The organism is Citrobacter sp. 172116965 (genome assembly GCF_013458095.1).
GTDB classification, from domain to species: Bacteria; Pseudomonadota; Gammaproteobacteria; order Enterobacterales; family Enterobacteriaceae; genus Citrobacter; species Citrobacter braakii.
On the sequence record NZ_CP046673.1, the window covers coordinates 509,586 to 535,064 of the forward strand.

General features: G+C 53.1%; 24 protein-coding genes and 1 tRNA gene. 20 read left to right on the plus strand and 5 right to left on the minus strand.

Annotated elements, in window-relative coordinates:
• Positions 1-18: 18 nt before the first annotated feature.
• Positions 19-94 (plus strand) — tRNA-Gly (locus tag GPJ68_RS02510).
• Between the two features lie 269 nt (positions 95-363).
• Here the strand turns inward: GPJ68_RS02510 and queG are convergent.
• A complete protein-coding gene (gene queG, locus GPJ68_RS02515) occupies positions 364-1,503 on the minus strand; it encodes a tRNA epoxyqueuosine(34) reductase QueG (RefSeq protein ID WP_104651671.1) in 1,140 nt (379 codons plus the stop codon).
• Between queG and nnr the strand changes: the two genes are divergently transcribed.
• The 15 genes from nnr (at position 1,502) to GPJ68_RS02590 (ending at position 19,221) form a co-directional block, all read left to right on the plus strand.
• Positions 1,502-3,049, plus strand: coding sequence for a bifunctional ADP-dependent NAD(P)H-hydrate dehydratase/NAD(P)H-hydrate epimerase (gene nnr / locus GPJ68_RS02520; RefSeq protein ID WP_104651670.1), 1,548 nt, complete (start codon positions 1,502-1,504; stop codon positions 3,047-3,049). The genes queG and nnr overlap by 2 nt on opposite strands.
• The gene (gene tsaE, locus GPJ68_RS02525) at positions 3,021-3,482 is read left to right on the plus strand and encodes a tRNA (adenosine(37)-N6)-threonylcarbamoyltransferase complex ATPase subunit type 1 TsaE (protein WP_016151410.1); all 462 of its coding nucleotides are present in this window, start codon (positions 3,021-3,023) and stop codon (positions 3,480-3,482) included. Before nnr ends, tsaE begins: the two co-directional genes overlap by 29 nt.
• 16 nt (positions 3,483-3,498) lie before the next feature.
• Positions 3,499-4,830 (plus strand): N-acetylmuramoyl-L-alanine amidase AmiB, encoded by a 1,332-nt coding sequence (gene amiB / locus GPJ68_RS02530; protein ID WP_019078199.1) that lies wholly within the window; start codon positions 3,499-3,501, stop codon positions 4,828-4,830.
• A gap of 9 nt (positions 4,831-4,839) precedes the next feature.
• Positions 4,840-6,702: a DNA mismatch repair endonuclease MutL gene (gene mutL, locus GPJ68_RS02535; protein WP_104651669.1), complete on the plus strand. Its 1,863-nt coding sequence runs from the start codon at positions 4,840-4,842 to the stop codon at positions 6,700-6,702.
• Positions 6,695-7,645 carry a tRNA (adenosine(37)-N6)-dimethylallyltransferase MiaA gene (gene miaA, locus GPJ68_RS02540; RefSeq protein WP_016151413.1) on the plus strand — a complete coding sequence of 317 codons (951 nt, stop codon included), beginning with the start codon at positions 6,695-6,697 and terminating at the stop codon, positions 7,643-7,645. Before mutL ends, miaA begins: the two co-directional genes overlap by 8 nt.
• A gap of 84 nt (positions 7,646-7,729) precedes the next feature.
• On the plus strand, positions 7,730-8,038 hold the full coding sequence (gene hfq, locus GPJ68_RS02545) for an RNA chaperone Hfq (protein ID WP_003025584.1): 309 nt from the start codon (positions 7,730-7,732) through the stop codon (positions 8,036-8,038).
• Between the two features lie 74 nt (positions 8,039-8,112).
• Positions 8,113-9,393 carry a ribosome rescue GTPase HflX gene (hflX, locus tag GPJ68_RS02550; RefSeq protein WP_016151415.1) on the plus strand — a complete coding sequence of 427 codons (1,281 nt, stop codon included), beginning with the start codon at positions 8,113-8,115 and terminating at the stop codon, positions 9,391-9,393.
• 189 nt (positions 9,394-9,582) lie between these two features.
• A complete protein-coding gene (hflK, locus tag GPJ68_RS02555) occupies positions 9,583-10,836 on the plus strand; it encodes an FtsH protease activity modulator HflK (RefSeq protein WP_016151416.1) in 1,254 nt (417 codons plus the stop codon).
• Between the two features lie 2 nt (positions 10,837-10,838).
• Positions 10,839-11,843: a protease modulator HflC gene (gene hflC, locus GPJ68_RS02560; RefSeq protein ID WP_016155510.1), complete on the plus strand. Its 1,005-nt coding sequence runs from the start codon at positions 10,839-10,841 to the stop codon at positions 11,841-11,843.
• An 82-nt stretch (positions 11,844-11,925) separates the two neighbouring features.
• Entirely contained in the window at positions 11,926-12,123 is a 198-nt protein-coding gene (locus tag GPJ68_RS02565) for a DUF2065 family protein (protein ID WP_019078201.1), read from the plus strand.
• A 102-nt stretch (positions 12,124-12,225) separates the two neighbouring features.
• Positions 12,226-13,524, plus strand: coding sequence for an adenylosuccinate synthase (purA, locus tag GPJ68_RS02570; RefSeq protein ID WP_003025606.1), 1,299 nt, complete (start codon positions 12,226-12,228; stop codon positions 13,522-13,524).
• Positions 13,525-13,740: 216 nt separating this feature from the next.
• Complete coding sequence (gene nsrR / locus GPJ68_RS02575; protein WP_003025609.1) at positions 13,741-14,166, plus strand: nitric oxide-sensing transcriptional repressor NsrR; 426 nt, start codon at positions 13,741-13,743, stop codon at positions 14,164-14,166.
• A gap of 38 nt (positions 14,167-14,204) precedes the next feature.
• Positions 14,205-16,667 carry a ribonuclease R gene (gene rnr / locus GPJ68_RS02580; protein WP_016151418.1) on the plus strand — a complete coding sequence of 821 codons (2,463 nt, stop codon included), beginning with the start codon at positions 14,205-14,207 and terminating at the stop codon, positions 16,665-16,667.
• A gap of 70 nt (positions 16,668-16,737) precedes the next feature.
• Positions 16,738-17,469 carry a 23S rRNA (guanosine(2251)-2'-O)-methyltransferase RlmB gene (rlmB, locus tag GPJ68_RS02585; RefSeq protein ID WP_003830482.1) on the plus strand — a complete coding sequence of 244 codons (732 nt, stop codon included), beginning with the start codon at positions 16,738-16,740 and terminating at the stop codon, positions 17,467-17,469.
• Between the two features lie 129 nt (positions 17,470-17,598).
• Positions 17,599-19,221: an isovaleryl-CoA dehydrogenase gene (locus tag GPJ68_RS02590; protein WP_180837101.1), complete on the plus strand. Its 1,623-nt coding sequence runs from the start codon at positions 17,599-17,601 to the stop codon at positions 19,219-19,221.
• Between the two features lie 85 nt (positions 19,222-19,306).
• On the opposite strand, the gene yjfN is transcribed toward GPJ68_RS02590, so the two are convergent.
• Complete coding sequence (gene yjfN, locus GPJ68_RS02595; RefSeq protein WP_016155512.1) at positions 19,307-19,582, minus strand: DUF1471 family protease activator YjfN; 276 nt, start codon at positions 19,580-19,582, stop codon at positions 19,307-19,309.
• Positions 19,583-19,729: 147 nt separating this feature from the next.
• Positions 19,730-20,059 (minus strand): biofilm peroxide resistance protein BsmA, encoded by a 330-nt coding sequence (gene bsmA / locus GPJ68_RS02600; RefSeq protein WP_029139740.1) that lies wholly within the window; start codon positions 20,057-20,059, stop codon positions 19,730-19,732.
• 181 nt (positions 20,060-20,240) lie between these two features.
• Here bsmA and yjfP point away from each other — a divergent pair, with 181 nt between their 5' ends.
• Entirely contained in the window at positions 20,241-20,990 is a 750-nt protein-coding gene (gene yjfP, locus GPJ68_RS02605) for an esterase (protein ID WP_016155514.1), read from the plus strand.
• Here yjfP and ulaR read toward each other — a convergent pair.
• Positions 20,987-21,742, minus strand: coding sequence for an HTH-type transcriptional regulator UlaR (gene ulaR / locus GPJ68_RS02610; protein ID WP_104651667.1), 756 nt, complete (start codon positions 21,740-21,742; stop codon positions 20,987-20,989). The two genes, yjfP and ulaR, sit on opposite strands and share 4 nt — an antisense overlap.
• 106 nt (positions 21,743-21,848) lie before the next feature.
• Positions 21,849-22,913: an L-ascorbate 6-phosphate lactonase gene (ulaG, locus tag GPJ68_RS02615; RefSeq protein ID WP_016151424.1), complete on the minus strand. Its 1,065-nt coding sequence runs from the start codon at positions 22,911-22,913 to the stop codon at positions 21,849-21,851.
• Between the two features lie 366 nt (positions 22,914-23,279).
• Here ulaG and ulaA point away from each other — a divergent pair, with 366 nt between their 5' ends.
• The 3 genes from ulaA to ulaC are packed head-to-tail and all read left to right on the plus strand — an operon-like array spanning position 23,280 to position 25,477.
• Positions 23,280-24,677: a PTS ascorbate transporter subunit IIC gene (gene ulaA, locus GPJ68_RS02620; protein WP_016155515.1), complete on the plus strand. Its 1,398-nt coding sequence runs from the start codon at positions 23,280-23,282 to the stop codon at positions 24,675-24,677.
• 15 nt (positions 24,678-24,692) lie between these two features.
• Positions 24,693-24,998: a PTS ascorbate transporter subunit IIB gene (ulaB, locus tag GPJ68_RS02625; protein WP_016151426.1), complete on the plus strand. Its 306-nt coding sequence runs from the start codon at positions 24,693-24,695 to the stop codon at positions 24,996-24,998.
• 11 nt (positions 24,999-25,009) lie between these two features.
• Entirely contained in the window at positions 25,010-25,477 is a 468-nt protein-coding gene (gene ulaC, locus GPJ68_RS02630; RefSeq protein WP_016155516.1) for a PTS ascorbate transporter subunit IIA, read from the plus strand.
• Positions 25,478-25,479: the final 2 nt, after the last annotated feature.

Consider the following 25,479-nt stretch of genomic DNA (forward strand, 5'->3'; position numbering starts at 1 on the left):
AAGCACAGACACACCCAAGCGGGAATAGCTCAGTTGGTAGAGCACGACCTTGCCAAGGTCGGGGTCGCGAGTTCGAGTCTCGTTTCCCGCTCCAAATTCTTACCCCAATAAAAATATCCACAGCGAATAAATACGTTGGGGACGTTTTGTTTCGTCATTGACATACTCTTGTAAACAGACTTATCCACAGGTTCGGGTATTATTCCTGGAATGCAAAAAACTTAGTCGGGTGAATAGTATCATCTTAACTCTTTGAAAATATTGAATTAATTATCATTTCAAATTGTTGATGCGATCACTTGACGATTTTTTCCCTCTTGAATATCAATGTGTTTTTATTTTTATACACAAGCTGTGGATGACTTAAGCGTCACGCGGCAGACCCTTTTCAATGACCCTGACCAAACGTTGTTTCTTCGGTAACTGCACTTCAACTACGCAGGCATTTCGCTTCTCGATTTGCTGAGCAACCGCCCACTCTATGTGTTCGTCGAGAAGTGGGTGCTCACCTCTGCGACTTTCCAGCGCGTGAATAACGGCTTCATCCCATGGGGCATTACCCAGCGCAACGGCGATATTTCGCAGCCAGCGCAGGTGGCCAATACGACGAATAGCAGACCCCTCCGTGACTTTTAAAAACCCCGCTTCGCTCCAGCTAAACAGCTCTATTAACTCTGGAGCATGAAGTTGTTTGCGTGGGTTGAAGTCATCCTCTGTCGTCAACTGCGAGTAACGGTTCCACGGGCAAATGAGCTGGCAATCATCGCAGCCGTAAATTCGATTCCCCAACAGGGGACGAAATTCTTCCGGGATCGCGCCTTCCAGTTCGATAGTGAGATAAGAGATACAGCGGCGCGCATCTACCGTGTAGGGTTCAACGATGGCCCCAGTGGGACAGATGGTCATACAGGCGACGCATTTCCCGCATCCTTCTTCTACTGGGTTGTCGACCGGCAGGGGCAAATCGATCAGTAATTCCCCGAGGAAGAAAAATGAACCAGCTTCGCGATTGAGGATAAGTGAGTGCTTACCTGTCCAGCCAAGCCCGGCTTTTTCCGCTAATGGACGCTCAAGAATGGGCGCAGAATCGACAAAAGGTCTAAAATTCAGCGAAACGCAGTGCTGTTGAATCCTCTCTCCCAGCTTTTTTAAGCGGTTACGCAGCAGTTTATGGTAGTCGCGCCCAAGCGCGTAACGGCTGACGTAACCCAGAGTGGGGTTTTTCAACGTGCTGGCAAAGGCCGCATTGGCAGGAAGATAGTTCATACGTACGCTGATGACACGTAACGTACCGGGTAATAATTCGTGAGGTCGGGCGCGCATCATGCCGTGACGGGCCATCCAGTCCATCTCGCCGTGATAGTGTTTATCCAGCCAGGCCTGCAGTTTGGGCTCCGCTTCGCTGAGGTCGGTATCGGCAATACCGACCTGCTGAAAGCCAAGCTCCAGCCCCCACTGCTTAATATTTTGCGCTAACTGATTGAGATCGAGGGGCTCTGACATGACGGACCATACAATGAAGAAAAACCCCGCAAGTATACCACACTCCATTTGGCACGCCGATGACATCAGGCGGATGGAGCGAGAGGCGGCAGACAGTTTAGGACTGACGTTGTACGAGCTGATGCAACGGGCGGGAGAGGCGGCGTTTCAGGTCACCCGCAAGACATATCCAAACGCTCAGCACTGGCTGGTGCTATGTGGTCATGGCAACAACGGTGGTGATGGTTACGTGGTGGCAAGGCTTGCCAAAGCTCAGGGGCTTGATATTACGTTGCTGGCGCAGGAGAGTGATAAAGCGCTCCCCGAGGAAGCACAGCAGGCGCGCGACGCCTGGCTTAACGCCGGTGGCGTCATTCATGCTGCGGAAATCAATTGGCCAGATCGCGTGGACGTCATTATTGATGCGCTGTCAGGCACGGGCTTAAAACACGCGCCGCGTGAGCCTCTCTCGGCATTGATCGAACGTGCCAATCACCATCCTGCCCCTGTCGTGGCGATAGACATTCCATCCGGCCTGCTGGCGCAGACGGGCGCGGCGCCGGGCGCGGTTATCAATGCGGCGCACACCGTGACCTTTATTGCGTTAAAGCCAGGTCTGCTAACCGGTAAAGCGCGCGATGTCACCGGACGCCTGCATGTTAACGCACTCGGTCTGGACGACTGGCTGGCGGGGCAGAACGCGCCGCTGCAACGGTTTGATGCTCAACAGCTTGTACACTGGTTAACGCCGCGTCGACCCACCTCGCACAAAGGCTCTCACGGTCGGCTGGTGATCATCGGTGGTGACCACGGCACGGCTGGCGCAATACGCATGGCCGGTGAAGCGGCGCTGCGTGCAGGAGCCGGGTTGGTCAAAGTGCTGACCCGAAGTGAAAATATTGCGCCTATTCTGACTGCCAGACCGGAACTGATGGTCGATGCGCTGACGCCGCAGACTCTGGAGGAGAGCCTGGCGTGGGCGGATGTTGTGGTGATAGGACCAGGGCTTGGTCAGCAGGAATGGGGTAAAAAATCGCTGCAAAAGGTAGAGAATTTTCGCAAACCGATGCTCTGGGATGCGGATGCGCTGAACCTGCTGGCAATCAACCCCGATAAACGTCACAATCGCGTGATTACGCCGCATCCTGGTGAAGCCGCGCGACTTCTGGGCTGTTCCATTGCAGAAATTGAAGACGATCGCTTACTTTGTGCACAACGTCTGGTAAAACGGTACGGAGGCGTCGTCGTGCTGAAAGGCGCGGGTACGGTTGTTGCTGCCGAACAGGCCGAATTGGGTATTATTGATACCGGCAATGCTGGAATGGCCAGCGGCGGAATGGGTGATGTGCTTTCCGGTATTATTGGCGCATTGCTCGGACAGAAGCTTACCCCGTATGATGCGGCATGTGCGGGATGTGTCGCGCACGGTGCGGCGGCGGATGTGCTGGCGGCGCGTTATGGTACGCGCGGCATGCTGGCGACAGATCTCTTTACCACGCTACAGCGTATTGTTAACCCTGATGTGATTGACGTTTATCATGATGAATCGAGTAATTCCACTACCTGATGAGCAGGCGACTTTAGACCTGGGACTGCGGGTAGCCAAAGCCTGTGATGGCGCGACGGTAATTTATTTGTACGGCGACCTGGGGGCGGGTAAAACCACTTTCAGCCGGGGATTCCTGCAGGCGTTAGGTCACAAAGGAAATGTAAAAAGCCCCACCTATACGCTGGTTGAACCCTATTCGCTCGATAATTTGATGGTATATCACTTCGATCTGTACCGACTTGCGGACCCAGAGGAGCTGGAATTTATGGGGATCCGCGATTATTTTGCCAATGACGCCATCTGCCTGGTGGAATGGCCGCAACAAGGTAAAGGTGTACTGCCAGACCCGGACGTCGAAATACACATTGAATATCAGGCGCAAGGTCGAGAGGCGCGCATAAGCGCAGTCTCCTCATCGGGTGATTTATTGCTGGCGCGTTTAGCCGATTAACCTTAAGGGTGGCGGGATGATTTATCGCATCAGAAACTGGCTGATGGCAACACTGGTCCTGCTGTGCGCGCAGGCAGGGGCCGCCAGCCTCTCCGATCTTCAGGTGTCCAATGGCGATCAACAAGCGCGGATTACGCTGAGCTTTATTGGCGATCCTGAATACGCAGTTTCGCAGGACGGGAAACGAACCGTCGCGTTGGATATTAAACAAACCGGTGTGATTCAGGGGTTACCGCTGCTGTTTAGCGGCAATAATCTGGTGAAATCTATCCGTTCCGGCACGCCAAAAGATGCGCAGTCTCTGCGCCTGGTGGTGGATTTAACCGAGAACGGCAAAGCCGAAGCCGTAAAACGCCAGAACGGCGGCAATTATACCGTCGTGTTTACCATCAAAGCTGATGCGCCACCGCCGCCTCCACCACCTCCAGTGGTTGCGAAGCGTGTTGAAGCGCCGGTTATCGCCCCGCGCCCTGCCGAGCCTGCGCGTAATCCGTTTAAAGCGGAAAACGATCGCACCACGATGGTAACCAACAGTAATACCTCCACACGACCTGCGGCGCGCGCCAGTACCAGTAACGGCGAAAAAGTAGTTATCGCCATTGATGCCGGACACGGCGGGCAGGATCCTGGCGCTATTGGTCCCGGTGGCACACGTGAGAAAAACGTCACGATTGCCGTGGCGCGCAAACTGCGCAGTTTGCTCAATGATGACCCGATGTTTAAAGGCGTACTCACCCGTGATGGCGATTACTTTATCTCGGTGATGGGGCGTTCAGACGTTGCGCGTAAACAAAACGCCAACTTCCTGGTCTCTATTCATGCGGATGCCGCGCCAAACCGGGATGCCACTGGTGCTTCCGTCTGGGTACTGTCAAACCGTCGGGCAAACAGTGAGATGGCCGGCTGGCTGGAACAGCACGAAAAGCAATCGGAACTGTTGGGTGGGGCGGGCGATGTTCTGGCAAACAGCCAGTCCGATCCTTATCTCAGCCAGGCCGTGTTGGATCTGCAGTTCGGTCATTCGCAACGCGTTGGGTATGATGTAGCGACCAGCATGATCGGCCAGTTAGAACGTATTGGCTCGATGCATAAGCGTCGTCCGGAACACGCCAGCCTTGGGGTATTACGTTCGCCTGATATCCCGTCAGTGCTGGTTGAAACTGGTTTTATCAGTAACAACAGCGAAGAGCGTCTGTTGGCGAGTGATGACTACCAGCAGCAGCTGGCCGAGGCAATTTACAAAGGATTGCGTAACTATTTCCAGGCGCACCCGATGCAAACCGGGCCTCAAGGCACCCCGGCGCAAACCGCGAGTGCGGTATCGCCTGGCAACACGTTAACAAATTAAGGATTAGCCATGCCGATTCAGGTTCTACCGCCACAGCTGGCGAACCAGATTGCCGCAGGCGAGGTGGTAGAACGGCCTGCGTCAGTGGTGAAGGAGCTGGTGGAAAACAGTATCGATGCTGGTGCGACTCGCATTGATATTGATATTGAGCGCGGCGGCGCGAAGCTTATCCGTATTCGTGACAACGGCTGCGGGATTAAAAAAGACGAGCTGGCGCTGGCGCTGGCGCGTCATGCCACCAGTAAAATTTCCTCGCTTGACGATCTCGAAGCCATCGTGAGCCTCGGGTTTCGCGGCGAAGCGCTGGCCAGTATCAGCTCCGTTTCTCGTTTAACCCTGACGTCGCGTACGCAAGAACAACCTGAAGCCTGGCAAGCCTATGCCGAAGGGCGCGACATGGATGTGACGGTTAAACCCGCTGCGCATCCGGTGGGAACCACGCTGGAGGTGTTAGATCTGTTCTACAACACCCCGGCGCGGCGCAAGTTTATGCGCACCGAGAAAACTGAATTTAATCATATCGACGAAATAATCCGCCGCATTGCGCTGGCACGTTTTGATGTGACGATTAATTTGTCGCACAACGGCAAAGTGGTGCGTCAGTACCGGGCAGTGGCCGCGGATGGGCAGCAGGAGCGCCGACTGGGCGCGATTTGCGGCACGCCGTTTCTGGAACATGCGCTGGCGATTGAATGGCAGCATGGCGATTTAACGCTGCGCGGCTGGGTGGCCGATCCTAACCACACAACGGCGGCGCTGGCGGAAATCCAGTACTGCTATGTGAATGGCCGGATGATGCGAGATCGGTTGATCAACCATGCTATTCGTCAGGCCTGTGAAGATAAGCTGGGAGCCGATCAGCAGCCCGCTTTTGTGTTGTATCTGGAAATCGACCCGCATCAGGTGGATGTTAACGTACATCCCGCCAAACATGAGGTCCGTTTTCATCAGTCCCGCCTGGTGCATGATTTTATTTACCAGGGCGTGTTGAGCGTCCTGCAACAGCAGCTTGAAACGCCGCTGCCGTTGGCTGATGACGACGAGCCCGCGCCAAGGCACATCCCAGAAAACCGCGTCGCGGCCGGGCGTAACCATTTTGCCGAACCGGCCCCGGCGCGTGAACCTGCGACACCGCGTTACTCAGCATCTGCTGGCGCTGGCAGTAGTGGTGGCCGTCAGACGGGGGCCAGTTGGCCTCATGCCCAGCCTGGATATCAAAAGCAGCAGGGTGAGATTTATCAGCAACTGCTACAGACGCCGGTTCCGCCGCGTAAAACGCCGGTTTCTGAAACGCCATCAGCTCCTTTGTCCGGCAGCAGTCAGGGCTTTGGGCGGGTGCTAACCATTGTCGGTACGGACTGCGCATTACTCGAATGCGATGGTCATATTCGGTTGCTGGCATTGCCGGTGGCGGAACGTTGGCTACGTCAGGCGCAGTTAACGCCGGACCAGGGCGTCGTTTGCGCTCAGCCGTTACTGATCCCTTTACGTCTAAAAGTAAACGCTGATGAAAAAGCGGCGCTGCAAAAAGGGCAGAGCCAACTGGCTGAGTTGGGTATTGAATTTCAACTGGATGCACAGCATGTGACCATCCGGGCGGTGCCTTTACCCTTACGCCAACAAAATTTACAAATCTTGATTCCTGAACTGATAGGCTACCTGGCGCAGCAGTCCGAATTCGAACCGGGCAATATTGCACAGTGGATTGCACGTAATCTGATTAGCGTGCATCCGCAGTGGAGCATGGCTCAGGCGATTACGCTGTTAGCGGATGTTGAGCGGCTTTGTCCACAACTCGTGAAGGCGCCGCCGGGTGGTTTGTTACAACCTGTTGATTTACATTCGGTAATGAATGCCCTGAAACATGAGTGATACCCGTAAGGCGAGCCTGCCAAAGGCGATTTTTTTGATGGGGCCGACGGCCTCCGGTAAAACGGCACTGGCAATTGAATTGCGTAAAGTTTTGCCTGTAGAGTTGATAAGCGTTGATTCCGCCCTTATTTACAAGGGGATGGATATCGGTACAGCCAAGCCTGATGCAGATGAATTACAGGCCGCGCCGCACCGGTTGCTGGATATCCGCGATCCGTCCCAGGCGTACTCTGCTGCGGATTTTCGCCGCGATGCGTTAGCCGAGATGGCCGATATCACCGCCGCGGGGCGTATTCCGCTGCTGGTGGGCGGCACAATGTTATATTTCAAAGCCTTGCTTGAAGGGCTGTCGCCGTTACCGTCGGCAGATCCGGAAGTCAGGGCCAGAATTGAGCAGCAGGCGGCAGAGCATGGGTGGGACGCGTTACACCGACAGCTTCAGGAAATAGATCCGGTGGCTGCGGCGCGTATTCATCCAAATGATCCGCAAAGACTTTCCCGGGCACTGGAAGTTTTTTTCATTTCGGGTAAAACTTTAACGGAGCTGACGCAAACGTCAGGAGATGCTTTGCCGTATCAGGTGCATCAGTTTGCTATCGCCCCGGCGAGCCGTGAACTGCTCCATCAGCGAATTGAGCAGCGTTTTCATCAGATGTTGGCTTCAGGTTTTGAAGCAGAAGTCCGGGCGCTATTTGCCCGTGGAGATTTGCATACGGATTTGCCTTCCATTCGTTGTGTAGGGTATCGCCAGATGTGGTCATACATTGAAGGCGAAATTTCATACGATGAAATGGTTTATAGAGGTGTTTGCGCCACGAGGCAGTTGGCGAAGCGACAGGTAACCTGGTTGCGTGGTTGGGAAGGGGTGCACTGGCTTGACAGTGAAAAGCCTGACCAGGCGCGAAACGAAGTATTACAGGTTGTTGGTGCTATCGCGAACTGAATGTGTACAATTGAAACGTATCGTGCGCAATTTTTCAGAATCGAAAGGTTCAAAGTACAAATAAGCATATAAGGAAAAGAGAGAATGGCTAAGGGGCAATCTTTACAAGATCCGTTCCTGAACGCACTGCGTCGGGAACGTGTTCCAGTTTCTATTTATTTGGTGAATGGTATTAAGCTGCAAGGTCAAATCGAGTCTTTTGATCAGTTCGTGATCCTGTTGAAAAACACGGTCAGCCAGATGGTTTATAAGCACGCGATTTCTACTGTTGTCCCGTCTCGCCCGGTTTCTCATCACAGCAATAATGCCACAGGCGGCACTGGCAGCAACTACCATCACGGTAGCAACGCGCAAGGTTCATCTGCGCAACAGGACAGCGAAGAAACCGAATAAGGTTGTTAGCTGTTTTACACACGGGGAGCCAGCGATCCTGCGTTCCCCGTTGATATATATTAAGGGGTTGACGCTTGTTTGACCGTTATGATGCCGGTGAGCAGGCGGTACTGGTACACATCTATTTTTCGCAAGACAAAGATATGGAAGACCTCCAGGAGTTTGAATCTCTGGTTTCTTCCGCCGGTGTCGAAGCAATGCAGGTGATTACCGGGAGCCGTAAAGCACCGCACCCGAAGTATTTTGTTGGTGAAGGTAAGGCAATCGAAATTGCGGAAGCCGTAAAAGCGACTGGCGCTGCGGTGGTGATTTTTGATCATGCTCTAAGCCCCGCCCAGGAACGTAACCTGGAACAGTTGTGCCAGTGTCTTGTTATCGACAGGACAGGTCTTATTTTAGATATTTTTGCCCAGCGTGCGCGCACCCATGAGGGTAAGTTGCAGGTTGAGCTGGCGCAGTTGCGCCATATGGCTACTCGTCTGGTCCGTGGCTGGACCCACCTTGAAAGGCAAAAGGGCGGGATAGGTTTGCGCGGTCCGGGTGAAACCCAGCTCGAAACCGACCGTCGTTTGCTGCGTAATCGCATTTTGCAAATACAGTCGCGCCTGGAAAAAGTTGAAAAGCAACGTGAGCAGGGGCGACAGTCGCGCAAGAAAGCGGATGTCCCAACCGTATCACTGGTGGGATATACCAACGCCGGAAAATCCACCCTGTTCAACCAGATCACCGAAGCCCGGGTTTACGCAGCGGATCAGCTGTTTGCGACCCTGGACCCAACGCTGCGCCGTATAGACGTAGCGGACGTCGGTGAAACCGTGCTGGCGGATACCGTAGGGTTTATCCGTCATTTGCCGCACGACCTGGTGGCGGCGTTTAAAGCCACCCTGCAGGAAACGCGTCAGGCGACATTGCTGCTGCATGTTATTGATGCTGCAGATTTTCGTGTGCAGGAAAACATCGAGGCCGTCGACACGGTGCTCGAAGAGATCGATGCGCATGAGATCCCGACTCTGCTGGTGATGAATAAAATCGATATGCTGGATGATTTTGAACCACGTATCGACAGAGATGAAGAGAATAAACCCATTCGCGTTTGGGTTTCAGCGCAAACGGGAATAGGTATACCACAGCTTTTTCAGGCTTTGACTGAGCGACTTTCCGGTGAGGTGGCGCAGCACACGTTGCGTTTGCCGCCGCAGGAAGGGCGTCTGAGAAGCCGGTTTTACCAACTTCAGGCAATAGAAAGAGAGTGGATGGAGGAGGACGGCAGCGTGGGTCTGCAGGTTCGTATGCCGATCGTAGACTGGCGTCGCCTCTGTAAACAAGAACCGGCACTGGAAGACTATATTGTCTGACCTGACGGATATGGCCTGAAGATTTTTTCGCCTCTATACCTTGTGGGTTTTGTGCAGCATGAAGGTGGCAAGTCCTGAAATCTTCAGGAGCATAGTCAACTATGTGACTGAGATTAAGGGGCGTAGCCAACGCATCGGCAGCGCAAAATACGCAGGTATAGCATCGCATAACAAATATGGAGCACAAAAATGGCGTGGAATCAGCCCGGTAATAACGGACAAGACCGCGACCCGTGGGGAAGCAGCAAACCTGGCGGCAACCCTGAGGGAAATGGAAACAAAGGTGGTCGCGATCAGGGACCTCCCGATCTGGATGATATCTTCCGCAAACTGAGTAAAAAGCTCGGTGGTCTGGGTGGCGGTAAAGGTGCTGGTTCTGGCGGCGGTAGCTCATCGCAAGGCCCGCGTCCGCAATTGGGTGGTCGAGTCTTTACTATCGCAGCGGCAGCTATCGTCATTATCTGGGCGGCCAGCGGTTTCTACACCATTAAAGAAGCGGAACGCGGCGTGGTGACACGCTTCGGTAAATTCAGCCATTTGGTTGAACCGGGTCTGAACTGGAAACCGACCTTTGTCGACGAAGTGACCCCGGTCAACGTGGAAGCCGTGCGTGAACTTGCCGCATCCGGCGTGATGCTGACCTCTGACGAAAACGTCGTACGCGTTGAAATGAACGTGCAGTACCGCGTGACGGATCCGCAGCGTTACCTGTTTAGCGTAACCAGCGCGGATGACAGTCTGCGTCAGGCAACCGACAGCGCCCTGCGTGGGGTTATCGGTAAATACACCATGGACCGTATCCTGACCGAAGGGCGTACCGTTATTCGTAGCGATACCCAGCGTGAGCTGGAAGAAACGATCCGTCCGTACAACATGGGTATCACCCTGCTGGACGTCAACTTCCAGGCAGCACGTCCGCCGGAAGAAGTAAAAGCCGCGTTTGACGATGCCATTGCAGCACGTGAAAACGAGCAGCAGTACATCCGTGAAGCAGAAGCGTACACCAACGAAGTTCAGCCACGTGCTAACGGTCAGGCGCAGCGTATTCTGGAAGAAGCGCGTGCTTACAAAACGCGAACCATCCTGGAAGCACAGGGTGAAGTGGCTCGTTTCGCAAAAATTCTGCCGGAATATAAAGCCGCACCGCAAATTACTCGCGAGCGTCTGTATATCGAAACCATGGAAAAAGTGCTGAGCAATACCCGCAAAGTCCTGGTTAACGATAAGGGCAGCAATCTGATGGTTCTGCCGCTGGATCAAATGCTGAAAGGCGGTAGTGCGCCAGCAGCAAAGAGTGACAGCAGTTCAAACCTGCTGCGTCTGCCGCCAGCAACGACGTCCGGCACTGGAGCAAGCAATACCTCGTCCACCAGTCAGGGCGATATTATGGACCAACGCCGCGCGAACGCGCAGCGTAACGACTACCAGCGTCAGGGGGAATAACGATGCGTAAGTCAGTTATTGCGATTATCATCATCGTTCTGGTAGTTCTGTTCATGTCTGTCTTTGTGGTCAAAGAAGGCGAGCGCGGGATTACTCTGCGCTTTGGTAAAGTTCTGCGTGACGATGAAAACAAGCCGCTGGTTGTGGCACCAGGCCTGCACTTCAAGATTCCGTTTATTGAATCTGTGAAGATGCTGGATGCGCGTATTCAGACCATGGACAACCAGGCCGATCGCTTTGTTACCAAAGAGAAGAAAGACCTGATCGTTGACTCCTACATTAAGTGGCGCATCAGTGACTTTAGCCGTTACTACCTGGCAACGGGCGGTGGCGATGTTTCTCAGGCAGAAGTCCTGCTGAAACGTAAGTTCTCTGACCGTCTGCGTTCTGAAATTGGTCGTCTGGACGTGAAAGACATCGTTACCGATTCCCGCGGTCGTCTGACGCTGGAAGTTCGTGATGCGCTGAACTCCGGTTCTGCTGGCACGGAAGATGAAGTCGCGACTCCGGCGGCAGATAGCGCGATTGCCGAAGCGGCTGAGCGTGTTCAGGCTGAAACAAACGGTAAAGTACCGGTCATCAACCCGAACAGTATGGCGGCATTGGGCATCGAAGTGGTTGACGTGCGTATCAAGCAAATCAACCTGCCTGCTGAAGTGTCTGAGGCTATCTACAACCGTATGCGCGCTGAGCGTGAAGCGGTAGCGCGTCGCCATCGTTCACAAGGTCAGGAAGAAGCGGAAAAACTGCGTGCCACGGCGGATTATGAAGTGACTAAAACGCTGGCAGAATCTGAGCGTCAGGGCCGCATCATGCGCGGTGAAGGCGATGCAGAAGCCGCTAAACTGTTTGCCGATGCGTTCAGCCAGGATCCTGACTTCTACGCCTTCATCCGTAGCCTGCGTGCTTACGAGAAGAGCTTCGAAGGCAACCAGGACGTGATGGTCATGAGCCCGGACAGCGATTTCTTCCGCTACATGAAGACACCGAGCACTACGACACGCTAATAAAGTTCCAGCGGTTTTAAACCAGCAAAACCACCGGCATCCCCAGGGATGCGGTGGTTTTCTTTTTATAAAAGGACGATGGATGAATTCAACAATTTTGCTGGCGCTCGCGCTGGTTTTGGTGCTGGAAGGCCTGGGCCCTATGCTTTATCCCCGCGCGTGGAAGAAAATGATTTCCGCAATGGCGCAACTTCCCGAAAATACTTTGCGTCGTTTTGGTGGAGGTCTTGTGGTTGCGGGCGTTGTGGTCTACTACATGTTGAGGAAAACGATTGGCTGATCAATAAGTAGCCTATTTTGCGGATTTTCGCATGCAAAAAGTGCTGTATATCTGAAAAAGCGGTGGTAGAATCCATTTTTAAGCAAACGGTGATTTTGAAAAATGGGTAACAACGTCGTCGTACTGGGCACCCAATGGGGTGACGAAGGTAAAGGGAAGATCGTCGATCTTCTGACTGAACGGGCTAAATATGTTGTGCGCTACCAGGGTGGTCACAACGCAGGCCATACTCTCGTAATCAACGGTGAAAAAACCGTCCTCCATCTTATTCCATCAGGTATTCTTCGCGAGAATGTCATCAGCATCATCGGTAACGGTGTTGTACTGTCTCCGTCCGCGCTGATGAAAGAAATGAAAGGACTGGAAGATCGTGGCATCCCGGTTCGCGAGCGCCTGCTGTTGTCTGAAGCTTGTCCGCTGATCCTTGATTATCACGTTGCGTTGGATAATGCTCGTGAGAAAGCGCGTGGCGAGAAAGCGATCGGTACTACCGGTCGTGGCATCGGTCCGGCTTATGAAGACAAAGTAGCTCGTCGCGGTCTGCGCGTTGGCGATCTGTTTGATAAAGCAACCTTCGCTGAAAAACTGAAAGAAGTGATGGAATATCACAACTTCCAGCTGGTGAATTTCTATAAAGTTGAAGCAGTTGACTACCAGAAAGTGCTGGATGATGTGATGGCGATTGCCGACATCCTGACCTCTATGGTTGTTGATGTTTCCGATCTGCTGGACCAGGCGCGTAAGCGTGGCGATTTCGTCATGTTCGAAGGCGCACAGGGTACCCTGCTGGATATCGACCACGGTACCTATCCGTACGTAACGTCTTCCAACACCACCGCAGGTGGCGTAGCGACCGGCTCCGGCCTGGGCCCACGTTATGTGGATTACGTTCTGGGTATCATCAAAGCTTACTCTACACGTGTAGGCGCGGGTCCGTTCCCGACTGAGCTGTTTGATGACGTTGGCGAGTTCCTGTGCAAACAAGGTAACGAGTATGGCGCGACCACCGGTCGTCGTCGTCGCACCGGTTGGCTGGACTCCGTTGCAGTACGCCGTGCAGTACAGATTAACTCCCTGTCTGGCTTCTGCCTGACCAAACTGGACGTACTGGACGGTTTGAAAGAGGTGAAAATCTGTGTCGCTTATCGTATGCCGGATGGCCGTGAAGTAACGACTACCCCGCTGGCTGCAGACGACTGGAAAGGTATCGAGCCGATCTACGAAACCATGCCGGGCTGGTCTGAATCCACCTTCGGTGTGAAGGAACGTAGCGGTCTGCCGCAGGCAGCACTGAACTACATCAAGCGTATTGAAGAACTGACCGGTGTGCCGATTGATATTATCTCAACTGGCCCAGACCGTACTGAAACCATGATCCTGCGCGACCCGTTCGACGCATAATTCTGGTTATAGCGTGGCGTCGAATGGCGCTGCGCTTGCACTATCTTAGGCCGGATGAGGCGCTTTGCATCATAATCCGGGTTAAAATCACGTAAGTTCCTCGCTTTTTTCCTTCCTGAACTGAAATAAATTAGCGACCTGGCTGGTGGCTGGTTTATCATCAATGTAATTAATACCACCAGGTTTATCCGTTTTATCCCTTTTCCTGAGGTTGATGTGCAGTTAACAAGTTTCACCGATTACGGATTACGTGCGCTAATCTACATGGCGTCACTTCCCGAAGGACGTATGACCAGTATTTCTGAGGTGACAGAAGTCTACGGCGTGTCCCGTAATCATATGGTCAAAATAATCAATCAACTTAGCCGTGCGGGCTTCGTTACTGCTATTCGAGGAAAAAATGGCGGTATCCGCCTGGGTAAACCAGCTAAGGATATTGGTATTGGTGATGTGGTTCGCGAGCTGGAACCACTATCGTTGGTCAATTGTAGCAGCGAGTTTTGCCACATTACCCCAGCCTGTCGACTCAAACAGGCGCTTTCTAAGGCAGTGCAAAGTTTTCTCACGGAACTGGACAACTACACACTTGCTGATTTGGTTGAAGAGAATCAACCGCTTTATAAATTATTGCTGGTGGAGTGACGAAAATCTTCATCAGAGCTGACAATGGAGGAACCTCGATGTCACAAGATCCTTTCCAGGAACGCGAAGCAGAAAAATACGCGAATCCTATCCCGAGCCGGGAATTTATCCTCGAACATTTAACTAAACGTGAAAAACCGGCCAACCGCGATGAGCTGGCCGCTGAACTCAACATTGAAGGTGAAGAGCAGCAAGAAGCGCTGCGTCGCCGCCTGCGCGCCATGGAGCGTGACGGGCAACTGGTCTTCACTCGTCGTCAGTGCTATGCGCTGCCGGAGCGTCTTGACCTGCTGAAAGGTACCGTTATTGGCCACCGTGATGGCTACGGCTTTCTGCGCGTTGAAGGCCGCAAAGATGACCTGTACCTGTCCAGCGAGCAGATGAAAACCTGTATTCATGGCGATCAGGTGTTGGCACAGCCGCTGGGAGCGGACCGTAAAGGTCGTCGCGAAGCGCGTATTGTGCGCGTACTGGTACCGAAAACCAGCCAGATTGTCGGTCGCTACTTCACCGACGCTGGCGTTGGGTTTGTCGTCCCTGACGACAGCCGCCTGAGCTTTGATATCCTGATCCCGCCGGAAGAGGTGATGGGTGCTCGTATGGGTTTTGTGGTCGTGGTTGAGCTGACCCAGCGTCCGACGCGTCGCACTAAAGCGGTGGGTAAAATTGTTGAAGTCCTGGGCGACAACATGGGAACCAGCATGGCCGTTGATATGGCTCTGCGTACTCATGAAATCCCGTATATCTGGCCTCAGGCGGTCGAAAAACAGGTCGCCGGACTGAAAGAAGAAGTGCCGGAAGAAGCGAAAGCCGGACGTGTCGATCTGCGCTCCCTGCCGCTGGTCACTATCGATGGCGAAGATGCGCGTGACTTCGACGATGCGGTTTACTGCGAGAAGAAGCGCGGCGGCGGCTGGCGTTTATGGGTGGCGATTGCTGACGTAAGCTATTACGTTCGCCCGCCGACTCCGCTGGACCAGGAAGCGCGCAGCCGTGGCACATCCGTCTACTTCCCATCGCAGGTTGTTCCGATGCTACCGGAAGTGCTGTCTAACGGATTGTGTTCGCTCAACCCGCAGGTGGACAGGCTGTGTATGGTCTGTGAAATGACCATTTCGTCGAAAGGCCGCTTAACAGGCTTTAAATTCTACGAAGCGGTTATGAGCTCCCATGCGCGTCTGACCTACACCAAGGTCTGGCACATGCTGCAGGGCGATCAGGAACTGCGTGAGCAGTACGCGCCGTTGGTTAAACACATTGAAGAGCTGCATAACCTCTACAAAGTGCTGGATAAAGCGCGTGAAGAGCGTGGCGGTATCTCGTTTGAAAGTGAAGAAGCGAAGTTTATCTTCAATGCTGAACGCCGTATTGAGCGTATTGAGCAGACGCAGCGTAATGACGCGCACAAACTGATTGAAGAGTGCATGATCATGGCGAACATCTCAGCGGCGCGATTCGTTGAGAAAGCCAAAGAGCCGGCACTGTTCCGCATTCACGATAAGCCGACGACCGAAGCGATTAATTCGTTCCGTTCGGTGTTGGCGGAGCTGGGGCTGGAGCTGCCCGGCGGTAATAAACCCGAGCCGCGTGATTACGCCGAACTGCTGGAGTCGATTGCTGACCGTCCTGACGCAGAAATGCTGCAAACTATGCTGCTGCGTTCAATGAAGCAGGCGATTTACGATCCGGAAAACCGCGGTCACTTTGGCCTTGCGTTGCAATCTTATGCACACTTCACCTCGCCGATCCGTCGTTACCCGGATCTCTCCTTGCACCGGGCGATTAAGTATCTGCTGGCGCAGGAGCAGGGCCATAAAGGCAACACCACGGAAACGGGGGGCTACCATTATTCGATGGAAGAGATGCTGCAGCTAGGTCAACACTGTTCGATGGCCGAGCGCCGTGCTGACGAAGCCACACGCGACGTCTCTGACTGGCTGAAGTGCGACTTTATGCTGGATCAGGTAGGTAATGTCTTCAAAGGCGTGATCGCCAGCGTGACCGGGTTTGGTTTCTTCGTCCGTCTTGATGAGCTGTTTATCGACGGTCTGGTGCATGTCTCCTCCCTGGATAACGACTACTATCGTTTTGACCAGGTTGGGCAGCGTCTGACGGGGGAATCCAGCGGTCAAATGTATCGCCTGGGCGATCGCGTGGAAGTTCGCGTGGAAGCGGTCAACATGGACGAGCGTAAAATCGACTTCAGTTTGATCTCCAGCGAACGTGCACCGCGCAATGAAGGTAAAACCGCGCGTGAAAAAGCGAAAAAAGGCGATGCGGGTAAAAATACCGGTAAGCGTCGTCAGATGGGCAAAAAAGTAAATTTCGAGCCGGATAGCGCTTTCCGCGGCGAGAAGAAAGGCAGAGCCAAACCTCAGGCGGATAAAAAAACGGCTGAGAAGAAAGGCGATAAAAAAGCGAAAAAGCCATCGGCAAAAACGCTTAAAATCGCTGCCGCCACCAAAGCTAAACGCGCGACGAAAAAGAAAGTCGCGCAATAACAGCTATAAACAGTAAGTCGGGCAACCTCGCGTTGCCCGCGTTACGCATAAACTATTAACGAGTACATTCATGAGTGAAATGATTTACGGCATCCATGCGGTGCAGGCTCTGCTGGAACGTGCGCCTGAGCGCTTCCAGGACGTCTTTATTCTCAAAGGTCGTGAAGATAAACGCCTGCTGCCGCTGATCCACGCACTGGAAGCACAGGGTGTTGTCATTCAACTGGCTAACCGCCAGTTCCTGGATGAGAAAAGCGAGGGTGCGGTACATCAGGGAATTATTGCTCGCGTGAAGCCGGGTCGTCAGTATCAGGAAAACGATCTGCCGGATCTGATTGCTACGCTCGATCAGCCGTTCTTTTTGATCCTCGATGGTGTTACCGATCCGCATAACCTGGGGGCATGCCTGCGTAGCGCCGATGCTGCTGGCGTCCATGCTGTTATCGTACCGAAGGATCGTTCTGCGCAGTTGAATGCAACGGCGAAAAAAGTGGCCTGCGGCGCGGCAGAAAGCGTACCGCTGATCCGTGTGACCAACCTGGCGCGCACTATGCGTATGCTGCAGGAAGAGAATATCTGGATCGTCGGAACCGCAGGTGAAGCTGATCATACTCTCTACCAGAGCAAAATGACCGGACGTCTGGCGCTGGTGATGGGCGCAGAGGGTGAAGGTATGCGTCGTTTGACCCGCGAACACTGTGACGAACTGATCAGCATCCCGATGGCTGGGAGCGTTTCGTCGCTGAACGTTTCAGTTGCGACGGGCATCTGCCTGTTTGAGGCGGTACGCCAGCGCGGCTAAACTATCTCCCTCATTTCTCTCTTCTCTCAAGCCATCCTTCGGGATGGCTTTTTTGTGACCGTTGTCCCATGCGTGCTCCCCTCTGCCTGACCATACTTAAGGTGACGGCCATTGACGGAGGGAGACACAATGCACTGGCAAACGCATACCGTTTTTAACCAACCTGTACCGCTCAATAACAGCAACTTATATCTGTCCGATGGCGCGCTGTGTGAAGCGGTTATCCGTGAAGGCGCTGGCTGGGACAGCGATCTTCTCGCCAGTATTGGTCAGCAGCTAGGGACTGCCGAGTCGCTCGAGCTTGGCCGTCTGGCCAATGCTTTTCCACCCGAGTTGTTGCGCTACGACTCGCAGGGTCAGCGGCTGGATGATGTGCGTTTTCATCCTGCCTGGCATTTACTGATGCAGGGATTGTGCGCCAATCGCGTACATAATCTGGCCTGGGAAGAAGACGCGAGGCAGGGAACATTTGTTGCCCGGGCGGCCCGTTTCATGCTGCATGCGCAGGTGGAAGCGGGCACGTTGTGTCCGGTTACCATGACTTTTGCCGCCACGCCGTTGTTACTTCAGATGTTACCTGCACCCTTTCACGACTGGTTTACGCCGCTGCTAAGCGACCGTTATGACTCGCATTTACTGCCCGGAGGGCAAAAGCGTGGGTTATTGATCGGCATGGGAATGACCGAGAAGCAGGGGGGGTCAGATGTGCTAAGCAATACCACTCAGGCAGAACGTCTTACAGACGGCTCGTATCGGCTGGTGGGACATAAGTGGTTTTTCTCCGTGCCGCAAAGCGATGCCCATTTGGTACTGGCCCAGGCAAAGGGAGGCTTATCCTGCTTTTTTGTACCGCGATTTTTACCCGACAGGCAGCGTAATGCTATCCGTCTGGAGCGGCTGAAAGATAAGTTAGGCAATCGCTCCAACGCCAGCTGCGAGGTTGAATTCCACGATGCGATTGGCTGGCTATTGGGTGAAGAAGGGGAAGGTATACGTCATATCCTGAAAATGGGCGGGATGACGCGTTTTGACTGTGCGCTCGGCAGTCATGGCATGATGCGACGTGCTTTTTCTGTCGCGATTTACCATGCGCACCAGCGACAGGTTTTTGGCAAACCATTGATCGAACAACCGATGATGCGCCAGGTATTAGGTCGGATGGCGCTCCAACTGGAAGGTCAGACTGCGTTACTGTTCCGACTGGCACGGGCCTGGGACCGTCGCGCTGATGCCAAAGAATCTCTGTGGGCCAGGTTGTTCACGCCAGCAGCGAAATTCTCTGTTTGCAAAGCCGGTATGCCGTTTGTTGCAGAGGCGATGGAAGTGCTCGGCGGGATTGGCTACTGCGAGGAGAGTGAATTGCCGCGCCTGTATCGTGAGATGCCGGTAAACAGTATCTGGGAGGGCTCTGGCAACATTATGTGCCTCGATGTATTGCGGGTGCTGACAAAACAACCCGGCATATACGATATGCTCAGCGAAGCCTTTGCTGAGGTAAAAGGGCAAGACCGGCATTACGATCGAAGGGTACGTCAACTACAGCAGCGTTTACGTAAACCGAGCGAGGAGTTGGGACGGGAGATTACACAGCAGCTTTTCCTGCTCGGTTGCGGGGCGCAGATGTTGCGCTATGCCTCTCCGCCAGTGGCGCAGGCCTGGTGTCAAATGATGCTCGATACGCGTGGTGGACTACGATTGTCCGAGCAGGTGCTGAACGACTTGCTCCTGCGGGCAACGGGGGGATTACGGTAATAATATACCTGATGGCGACGCTGGCGCGCCTTATCATGCCTACATTCAATGTAGGCCGGATAAGTTTACGCCATCCGGCAATCTGTTAAGCATAGAGTATGGCCTGTACGCGCCAGTTGTCGGGCTGCTGGTCTTCGTACATCTGAATGATCCGATACCATGAGGCACCCTGTTCATCCGCTTTTAACGCGATTACTCGTTCTACATCCTGCGGATTCCCTGCAATGTTACTGACAGATATCAGGCCAATTTCGTTCAGGCCTGTAACGCAGTCAGCACTGGCGAACTCGGCAGACTGCGCCGTAGTACCTACCAGTCCGGCAGAAAGCAGCAGTGAGGATAAGGCAAGTGATTGTTTCATCGTCAGCTCCATTATTCGTACCCCTACACACGGCAGGGCATTCCATCGCGATAATAAACCTCAAGCTTCCTGCTGTTGGTTTATTGTGCACAGGTAAACGCATAGCGGCGCAAAGCAATGTAAAGCTGACTAAATTCCAACCCAATGTTATTTACGATACAAAATAGCCTGTGAATACCATTGGCCTGTCACGATGGTTTCATCCACTAATAAAACCACGTAGTAATCAGCTTTAGCCGCGACGGCTTTGTCACGGATCTCTGCCAGCGCATCATCCGGAGAGCCTCTTACCAGCGCGCTGACCGTTCCTATTCGCTGTAACCCATTACTCTGGTCACGGCGGATCTCCTGCGGGTGGTCGGCAACGGGCGGTGCGGGTTGCGGCGTTCCCTGTAGCACGCTACAGGCGCTTAAAAGCATCACCAGCAATAAAGAGGCAAACCGACGCATAACTCTATCTCGTTTCCTGATAGCCATAGTGTAGTGCCTTATCAATTTCCCTTTAGGGGAATGTTCCCGAAGTGTTATCTCTCACGCGATTTTCGAATGAAAATGTTGCGAAAGCGTAACCCAGTTCTCAACATTATGAATCATTGCCGAACACATTCGCTTGCGTTAAGTATTGCTGCATGGCATACCAGAAAAAAAGAGGCGACAAATGATTGAAATTGAAACACGACAGTTGGCTGGTATCCCTGTCCTGCACGCCGTTCCGGCTGGTAAACGCGAGTGTTCACTCCCTTGCATTATTTTCTATCACGGGTTTACATCTTCAAGTCTGGTTTATAGCTATTTTGCCGTTGCTCTGGCTCAGGCCGGATTCCGGGTTGTCATGCCCGATGCGCCTGACCATGGTGCCCGCTTCAACGGTGATGCTCAGGAGCGAATGTTCCGCTTCTGGCATATATTGCAGCAAAACATGCAGGAGTTTACGACGTTACGTGCGGCGCTGGTGGCGGAAAATTGGCTATCAGATGAAAGACTTGCTGTTGCGGGGGCGTCGATGGGAGGCATGACGGCGTTGGGCATTATGGCCCGCCATCCCGAGGTTAAATGTGTAGCCAGCCTGATGGGTTCGGGCTATTTTACCCGTCTTGCACAAACGCTTTTTCCCCCTTTACGGGTCCAGACGCCAGAGCAGCAGGCAGAGTTCGATGCCGTTATCGCACCGCTCGCCGAATGGGACGTTACGCATCAACTACAACGCCTGGCCGACCGACCGTTGCTGTTGTGGCATGGACAGGAGGACGATGTGGTGCCCGCGGTTGAAACCTTCCGCTTACAGCAGGCGCTGATTCAGGCAGGGCTGGATAACAATTTAACCTGCCTGTGGGAAGCGGGCGTGCGCCACCGCATCACGCCAGAGGCGCTGGCTGCGACGGTAACGTTTTTTCGCCAGCACCTTTAAACGCGCATGATGCTTACGCCCTGAGCTTCAAGTTGTTGCAGAATCTCAGGGTTAGCGTTTTTGCCGGTAATGAGCATATCGATTTGATCGGCGCGACTGAACAGCATCCCCGCGCGTTCACCGACCTTACTGCTATCGACCAGCACCACCAGTTTACCCACTACGTTAAGCATCCTCTGCTCAGCCATCGCGGTTAGCATATCGGTTTTATACAGTCCGTCCGCGGTCAACCCTTTACCGCTGGTAAACATCCAGTGTCCGGCATACAGGCTATTTTCGCTGCCTTGCGGACTAAGCGTGATGGACTGGCTTTTGTTGTATTGCCCTCCCATGATGATCACGCTGTCATGCTCCTGGTCGATCAGATAGTTCGCCAGCGGCAGATAATTGGTGATGATCTGCACTGGCTTGCCGCACATTTCACGACCAAGCAGGAAGGCGGTTGATCCGCAGTTGATCACCACGCTTTCACCCGCATTTACAAGCTGGGATGCGGCCTTGGCAATGCGAACTTTTTCATCGTGGTTCTGCGCCTGATGCAGATTCATAGGTGTCCAGCGCGGACGTTGCTGGGTGATGGCTTCTGCGCCATTGCGGACTTTCTTGAGTTTGCCGCTTTCGTCGAGTTTATTGATGTCCCGGCGTGCTGTGGCTGGTGAAATCCCCAGACGCTCAATCACGTTCTCAACGGTAACAAAGCCCAACTGCGTCAGCATATCCAGCAATATTTGATGTCTTTGTGCTTCAGTCATGAGCTATTCCGATACAAATTGATTTGAAAAGATGATATTTGAAATAGCCTGGAAATACTAAAGTAAATGGGAAAAAATGCCGGAATAGCCCGGCATTTTGTAGGGGTCACAAGAAGGATTTAAACGGCAGATCCGGTTCAATCGTGAAGCAGTCATCAAAGCCGCGCGGATAGTGATATTCAAAGTTGTCTTTGTCCAGCGGCCAGGTGAACTTACCGCCCACCTGCCAGATAAACGGCTTAAAGCCATACTTCAGTCGATCTTTTTTCATCTCCCACAGTACGCGGATCTCCTGAGGGTCGGCCTGGAAGTTTGACCAGATGTCATGATGGAAAGGGATCACCACTTTCGTATTCAACGCTTCCGCCATGCGCAGCATGTCGGAGCTGGTCATTTTGTCCGTAATCCCGCGCGGATTCTCACCATAGGAGCCGAGCGCAACGTCGATCTGGTGCTCGTTGCCATGCTTTGCGTAGTAGTTAGAGTAGTGCGAGTCTCCGCTGTGGTACAGCGTACCGCCCGGTGTTTTGAACAGGTAGTTTACCGCACGGGCATCCATACCATCCGGCAGCACACCTGCCGCTTTTTGATCGGCAGGTAGCGTGATTAATGCCGTACGATCAAACGCGTCAAGCGCATGAATTTCAATATCTTTCACTTTCACCACATCGCCTGGTTTTACCACGATGCAGCGCTCTTTTGGCACACCCCAACCGATCCACAGATCCACACAGGTTTGCGGCCCGATAAATGGCACGTCATCAGCGCAGTTTTGCATGACGGCGGCCGCGACATTCACGTCGATGTGATCGTTATGATCGTGTGTCGCCAGCACCGCATCGATCTGTCGAATTGCAAACGGATCAAGAACAAACGGCGTGGTGCGCAGGTTTGGCTGCAGTTTCTTCACCCCAGCCATGCGCTGCATCTGGTGGCCAGTTTTCATTAGCGGGTTGCCGTGACTCTGTTTACCCGTTCCGCACCAGAAATCGACGCAGATGTTCGTCCCGCCTTCCGACTTCAGCCAGATGCCGGTACAGCCAAGCCACCACATAGCGAATGTGCCCGGGGCGACCTGCTCCTGTTCGATCTCTTCATTCAGCCAACTTCCCCACTCCGGGAATGTGCTCAGGATCCATGATTCACGCGTGATGCTTTTTACTTTACTCATCGCATTTACCTTTATGCTTGTTCATATTTAATCAATTTATGATTTGTTTTGATTGATATTGACATCATTTTTTCAAGAAGGCAATGCGTTGATTTTTGGTTTTCAGCGGGGAATGTGATCAAGTCACAGCGTGACAGGATGGTTTACTTGAATGTTGGATTTGTATTTTATTGTTTTAATAGAGTTTATTTTGTCGTCGATGAATTAGAAGTAAAGCCACTCTACAAGTGTGTGAATTATTTGCGTACTGCATCACATTTAATCAAATTCAATCTTGTTGTGATTACTTTTGAAAATTAGAGTGAGGGCACAACATCCTGGGCATCTGTAATGAATGTTCAGCAACTTCGTCTACTGGAGATCGTTATGGAGATCCTCTACAACATCTTTACCGTCTTTTTTAATCAGGTTATGACCAACGCGCCCTTGCTGTTGGGTATTGTGACCTGTCTTGGTTACATCCTGCTGCGTAAAAGCGTCAGCGTTATTATCAAAGGCACGATCAAAACGATTATCGGTTTTATGTTGCTGCAAGCGGGATCGGGCATTCTGACCAGCACGTTTAAACCGGTGGTGGCGAAGATGTCCGAAGTTTACGGTATCAATGGTGCGATTTCCGATACCTATGCCTCCATGATGGCAACCATCGAACGTATGGGCGATGCCTATAGTTGGGTGGGTTATGCTGTGCTGTTGGCGCTGGCGCTGAATATTTGTTACGTACTGCTACGGCGTATTACCGGCATTCGCACCATCATGCTGACCGGCCACATAATGTTCCAGCAGGCGGGCCTGATTGCCGTCTCTCTCTACATCTTCGGTTACCCGATGTGGACCACCATCATCTGCACCGCGGTGCTGGTGTCCCTCTACTGGGGCATTACCTCCAATATGATGTACAAGCCGACGCAGGAAGTGACCGACGGCTGCGGTTTCTCCATCGGTCACCAGCAGCAGTTCGCTTCATGGATTGCCTACAAAGTCGCGCCTTATCTGGGTAAGAAAGAGGAGAGTGTTGAAGATCTGAAGCTGCCGGGCTGGCTGAATATCTTCCATGACAACATCGTTTCTACCGCGATTGTTATGACCCTCTTCTTCGGCGCGATCCTGCTCTCTTTCGGTATTGATGTGGTTCAGGCGATGGCGGGTAAAACCCACTGGACGGTCTATATCCTGCAGACCGGTTTTTCGTTTGCCGTCGCTATTTTCATCATCACTCAGGGCGTTCGTATGTTCGTTGCTGAGCTTTCAGAAGCGTTCAACGGTATCTCTCAACGTCTGATCCCGGGTGCAGTGCTGGCTATCGACTGCGCGGCGATTTATAGCTTTGCGCCCAACGCGGTGGTCTGGGGCTTTATGTGGGGCACCATCGGCCAACTGATTGCGGTGGGCATCCTGGTGGGTTGCGGCTCTTCTATTCTGATTATCCCTGGCTTTATTCCGATGTTCTTCTCGAACGCGACTATCGGCGTGTTTGCTAACCACTTTGGCGGCTGGCGCGCGGCGCTCAAGATTTGCCTGGTGATGGGGATGATCGAAATCTTCGGCTGCGTCTGGGCGGTGAAGCTCACCGGGATGAGCGCCTGGATGGGCATGGCGGACTGGTCAATTCTGGCGCCGCCGATGATGCAGGGCTTTGCCTCCATCGGCATCGTGTTTATGGCCGTCATTATTCTGATTGCACTGGCTTATATGTTTTTCGCAGGACGCACCTTGCGCGCTGAGGAAGACGCAGAAAAACAACTGGCAGAACACTCTGCTTAATAAGGAGTTCCGATTATGACCGTACGTATTTTGGCTGTATGTGGCAATGGGCAGGGGAGTTCCATGATCATGAAGATGAAGGTGGATCAGTTTTTAACCCAGTCAAATATTGACCATACGGTAAACAGTTGCGCAGTAGGTGAATACAAAAGTGAACTGAGCGGCGCGGATATCATCATCGCTTCTACCCATATCGCCGGTGAGATTACCGTATCGGGCAATAAATATGTTGTTGGCGTACGCAACATGCTGTCTCCCGCCGATTTTGGACCAAAACTGCTGGAAGTGATCAACGCGCATTTCCCTCAGGACGTGAAGTAAGGAGGCGGCCTATGAAATTACGTGATTCGCTGGCAGACAATAACACCATCCTTTTACAGGCCGAGGCCAGCTCCTGGCAGGAAGCGGTAAAGCTGAGCGTGGATCTGCTGGTTAAGGCTGATGTGGTTGAACCACGCTACTACCAGGCCATCCTCGACGGAGTCGAACAGTTCGGCCCGTATTTCGTGATTGCGCCCGGCCTGGCGATGCCGCACGGCCGTCCGGAGGAAGGGGTTAAGAAAACCGGTTTTGCGCTGGTGACGCTGAAAACACCGCTGGTGTTTAACCACGAAGATAACGACCCGGTCGATATCCTGATCACCATGGCGGCAGTAGACGCCAACACACATCAGGAAGTCGGCATCATGCAGATCGTGAATCTCTTTGACGACGAAGCCAATTTCGACCGTTTACGTGCCTGCCGTACCGCGCAGGAAGTGCTGGATTTAATTGATAACGCCACTGCGGCGGCTGTTTAAAA

Excerpts from the sequence above, each read along its gene's own strand:
- nnr (WP_104651670.1), top strand. The coding sequence starts at position 1,502 with ATGACGGACCATACAATGAAGAAAAACCCCGCAAGTATACCACACTCC.
- queG (WP_104651671.1), bottom strand. The coding sequence starts at position 1,503 with ATGTCAGAGCCCCTCGATCTCAATCAGTTAGCGCAAAATATTAAGCAG.
- tsaE (WP_016151410.1), top strand. The coding sequence starts at position 3,021 with ATGATGAATCGAGTAATTCCACTACCTGATGAGCAGGCGACTTTAGAC.
- amiB (WP_019078199.1), top strand. The coding sequence starts at position 3,499 with ATGATTTATCGCATCAGAAACTGGCTGATGGCAACACTGGTCCTGCTG.
- mutL (WP_104651669.1), top strand. The coding sequence starts at position 4,840 with ATGCCGATTCAGGTTCTACCGCCACAGCTGGCGAACCAGATTGCCGCA.
- miaA (WP_016151413.1), top strand. The coding sequence starts at position 6,695 with ATGAGTGATACCCGTAAGGCGAGCCTGCCAAAGGCGATTTTTTTGATG.
- hfq (WP_003025584.1), top strand. The coding sequence starts at position 7,730 with ATGGCTAAGGGGCAATCTTTACAAGATCCGTTCCTGAACGCACTGCGT.
- hflK (WP_016151416.1), top strand. The coding sequence starts at position 9,583 with ATGGCGTGGAATCAGCCCGGTAATAACGGACAAGACCGCGACCCGTGG.
- hflC (WP_016155510.1), top strand. The coding sequence starts at position 10,839 with ATGCGTAAGTCAGTTATTGCGATTATCATCATCGTTCTGGTAGTTCTG.
- GPJ68_RS02565 (WP_019078201.1), top strand. The coding sequence starts at position 11,926 with ATGAATTCAACAATTTTGCTGGCGCTCGCGCTGGTTTTGGTGCTGGAA.
- purA (WP_003025606.1), top strand. The coding sequence starts at position 12,226 with ATGGGTAACAACGTCGTCGTACTGGGCACCCAATGGGGTGACGAAGGT.
- rnr (WP_016151418.1), top strand. The coding sequence starts at position 14,205 with ATGTCACAAGATCCTTTCCAGGAACGCGAAGCAGAAAAATACGCGAAT.
- rlmB (WP_003830482.1), top strand. The coding sequence starts at position 16,738 with ATGAGTGAAATGATTTACGGCATCCATGCGGTGCAGGCTCTGCTGGAA.
- GPJ68_RS02590 (WP_180837101.1), top strand. The coding sequence starts at position 17,599 with ATGCACTGGCAAACGCATACCGTTTTTAACCAACCTGTACCGCTCAAT.
- yjfN (WP_016155512.1), bottom strand. The coding sequence starts at position 19,582 with ATGAAACAATCACTTGCCTTATCCTCACTGCTGCTTTCTGCCGGACTG.
- bsmA (WP_029139740.1), bottom strand. The coding sequence starts at position 20,059 with ATGGCTATCAGGAAACGAGATAGAGTTATGCGTCGGTTTGCCTCTTTA.
- yjfP (WP_016155514.1), top strand. The coding sequence starts at position 20,241 with ATGATTGAAATTGAAACACGACAGTTGGCTGGTATCCCTGTCCTGCAC.
- ulaR (WP_104651667.1), bottom strand. The coding sequence starts at position 21,742 with ATGACTGAAGCACAAAGACATCAAATATTGCTGGATATGCTGACGCAG.
- ulaG (WP_016151424.1), bottom strand. The coding sequence starts at position 22,913 with ATGAGTAAAGTAAAAAGCATCACGCGTGAATCATGGATCCTGAGCACA.
- ulaA (WP_016155515.1), top strand. The coding sequence starts at position 23,280 with ATGGAGATCCTCTACAACATCTTTACCGTCTTTTTTAATCAGGTTATG.
- ulaB (WP_016151426.1), top strand. The coding sequence starts at position 24,693 with ATGACCGTACGTATTTTGGCTGTATGTGGCAATGGGCAGGGGAGTTCC.
- ulaC (WP_016155516.1), top strand. The coding sequence starts at position 25,010 with ATGAAATTACGTGATTCGCTGGCAGACAATAACACCATCCTTTTACAG.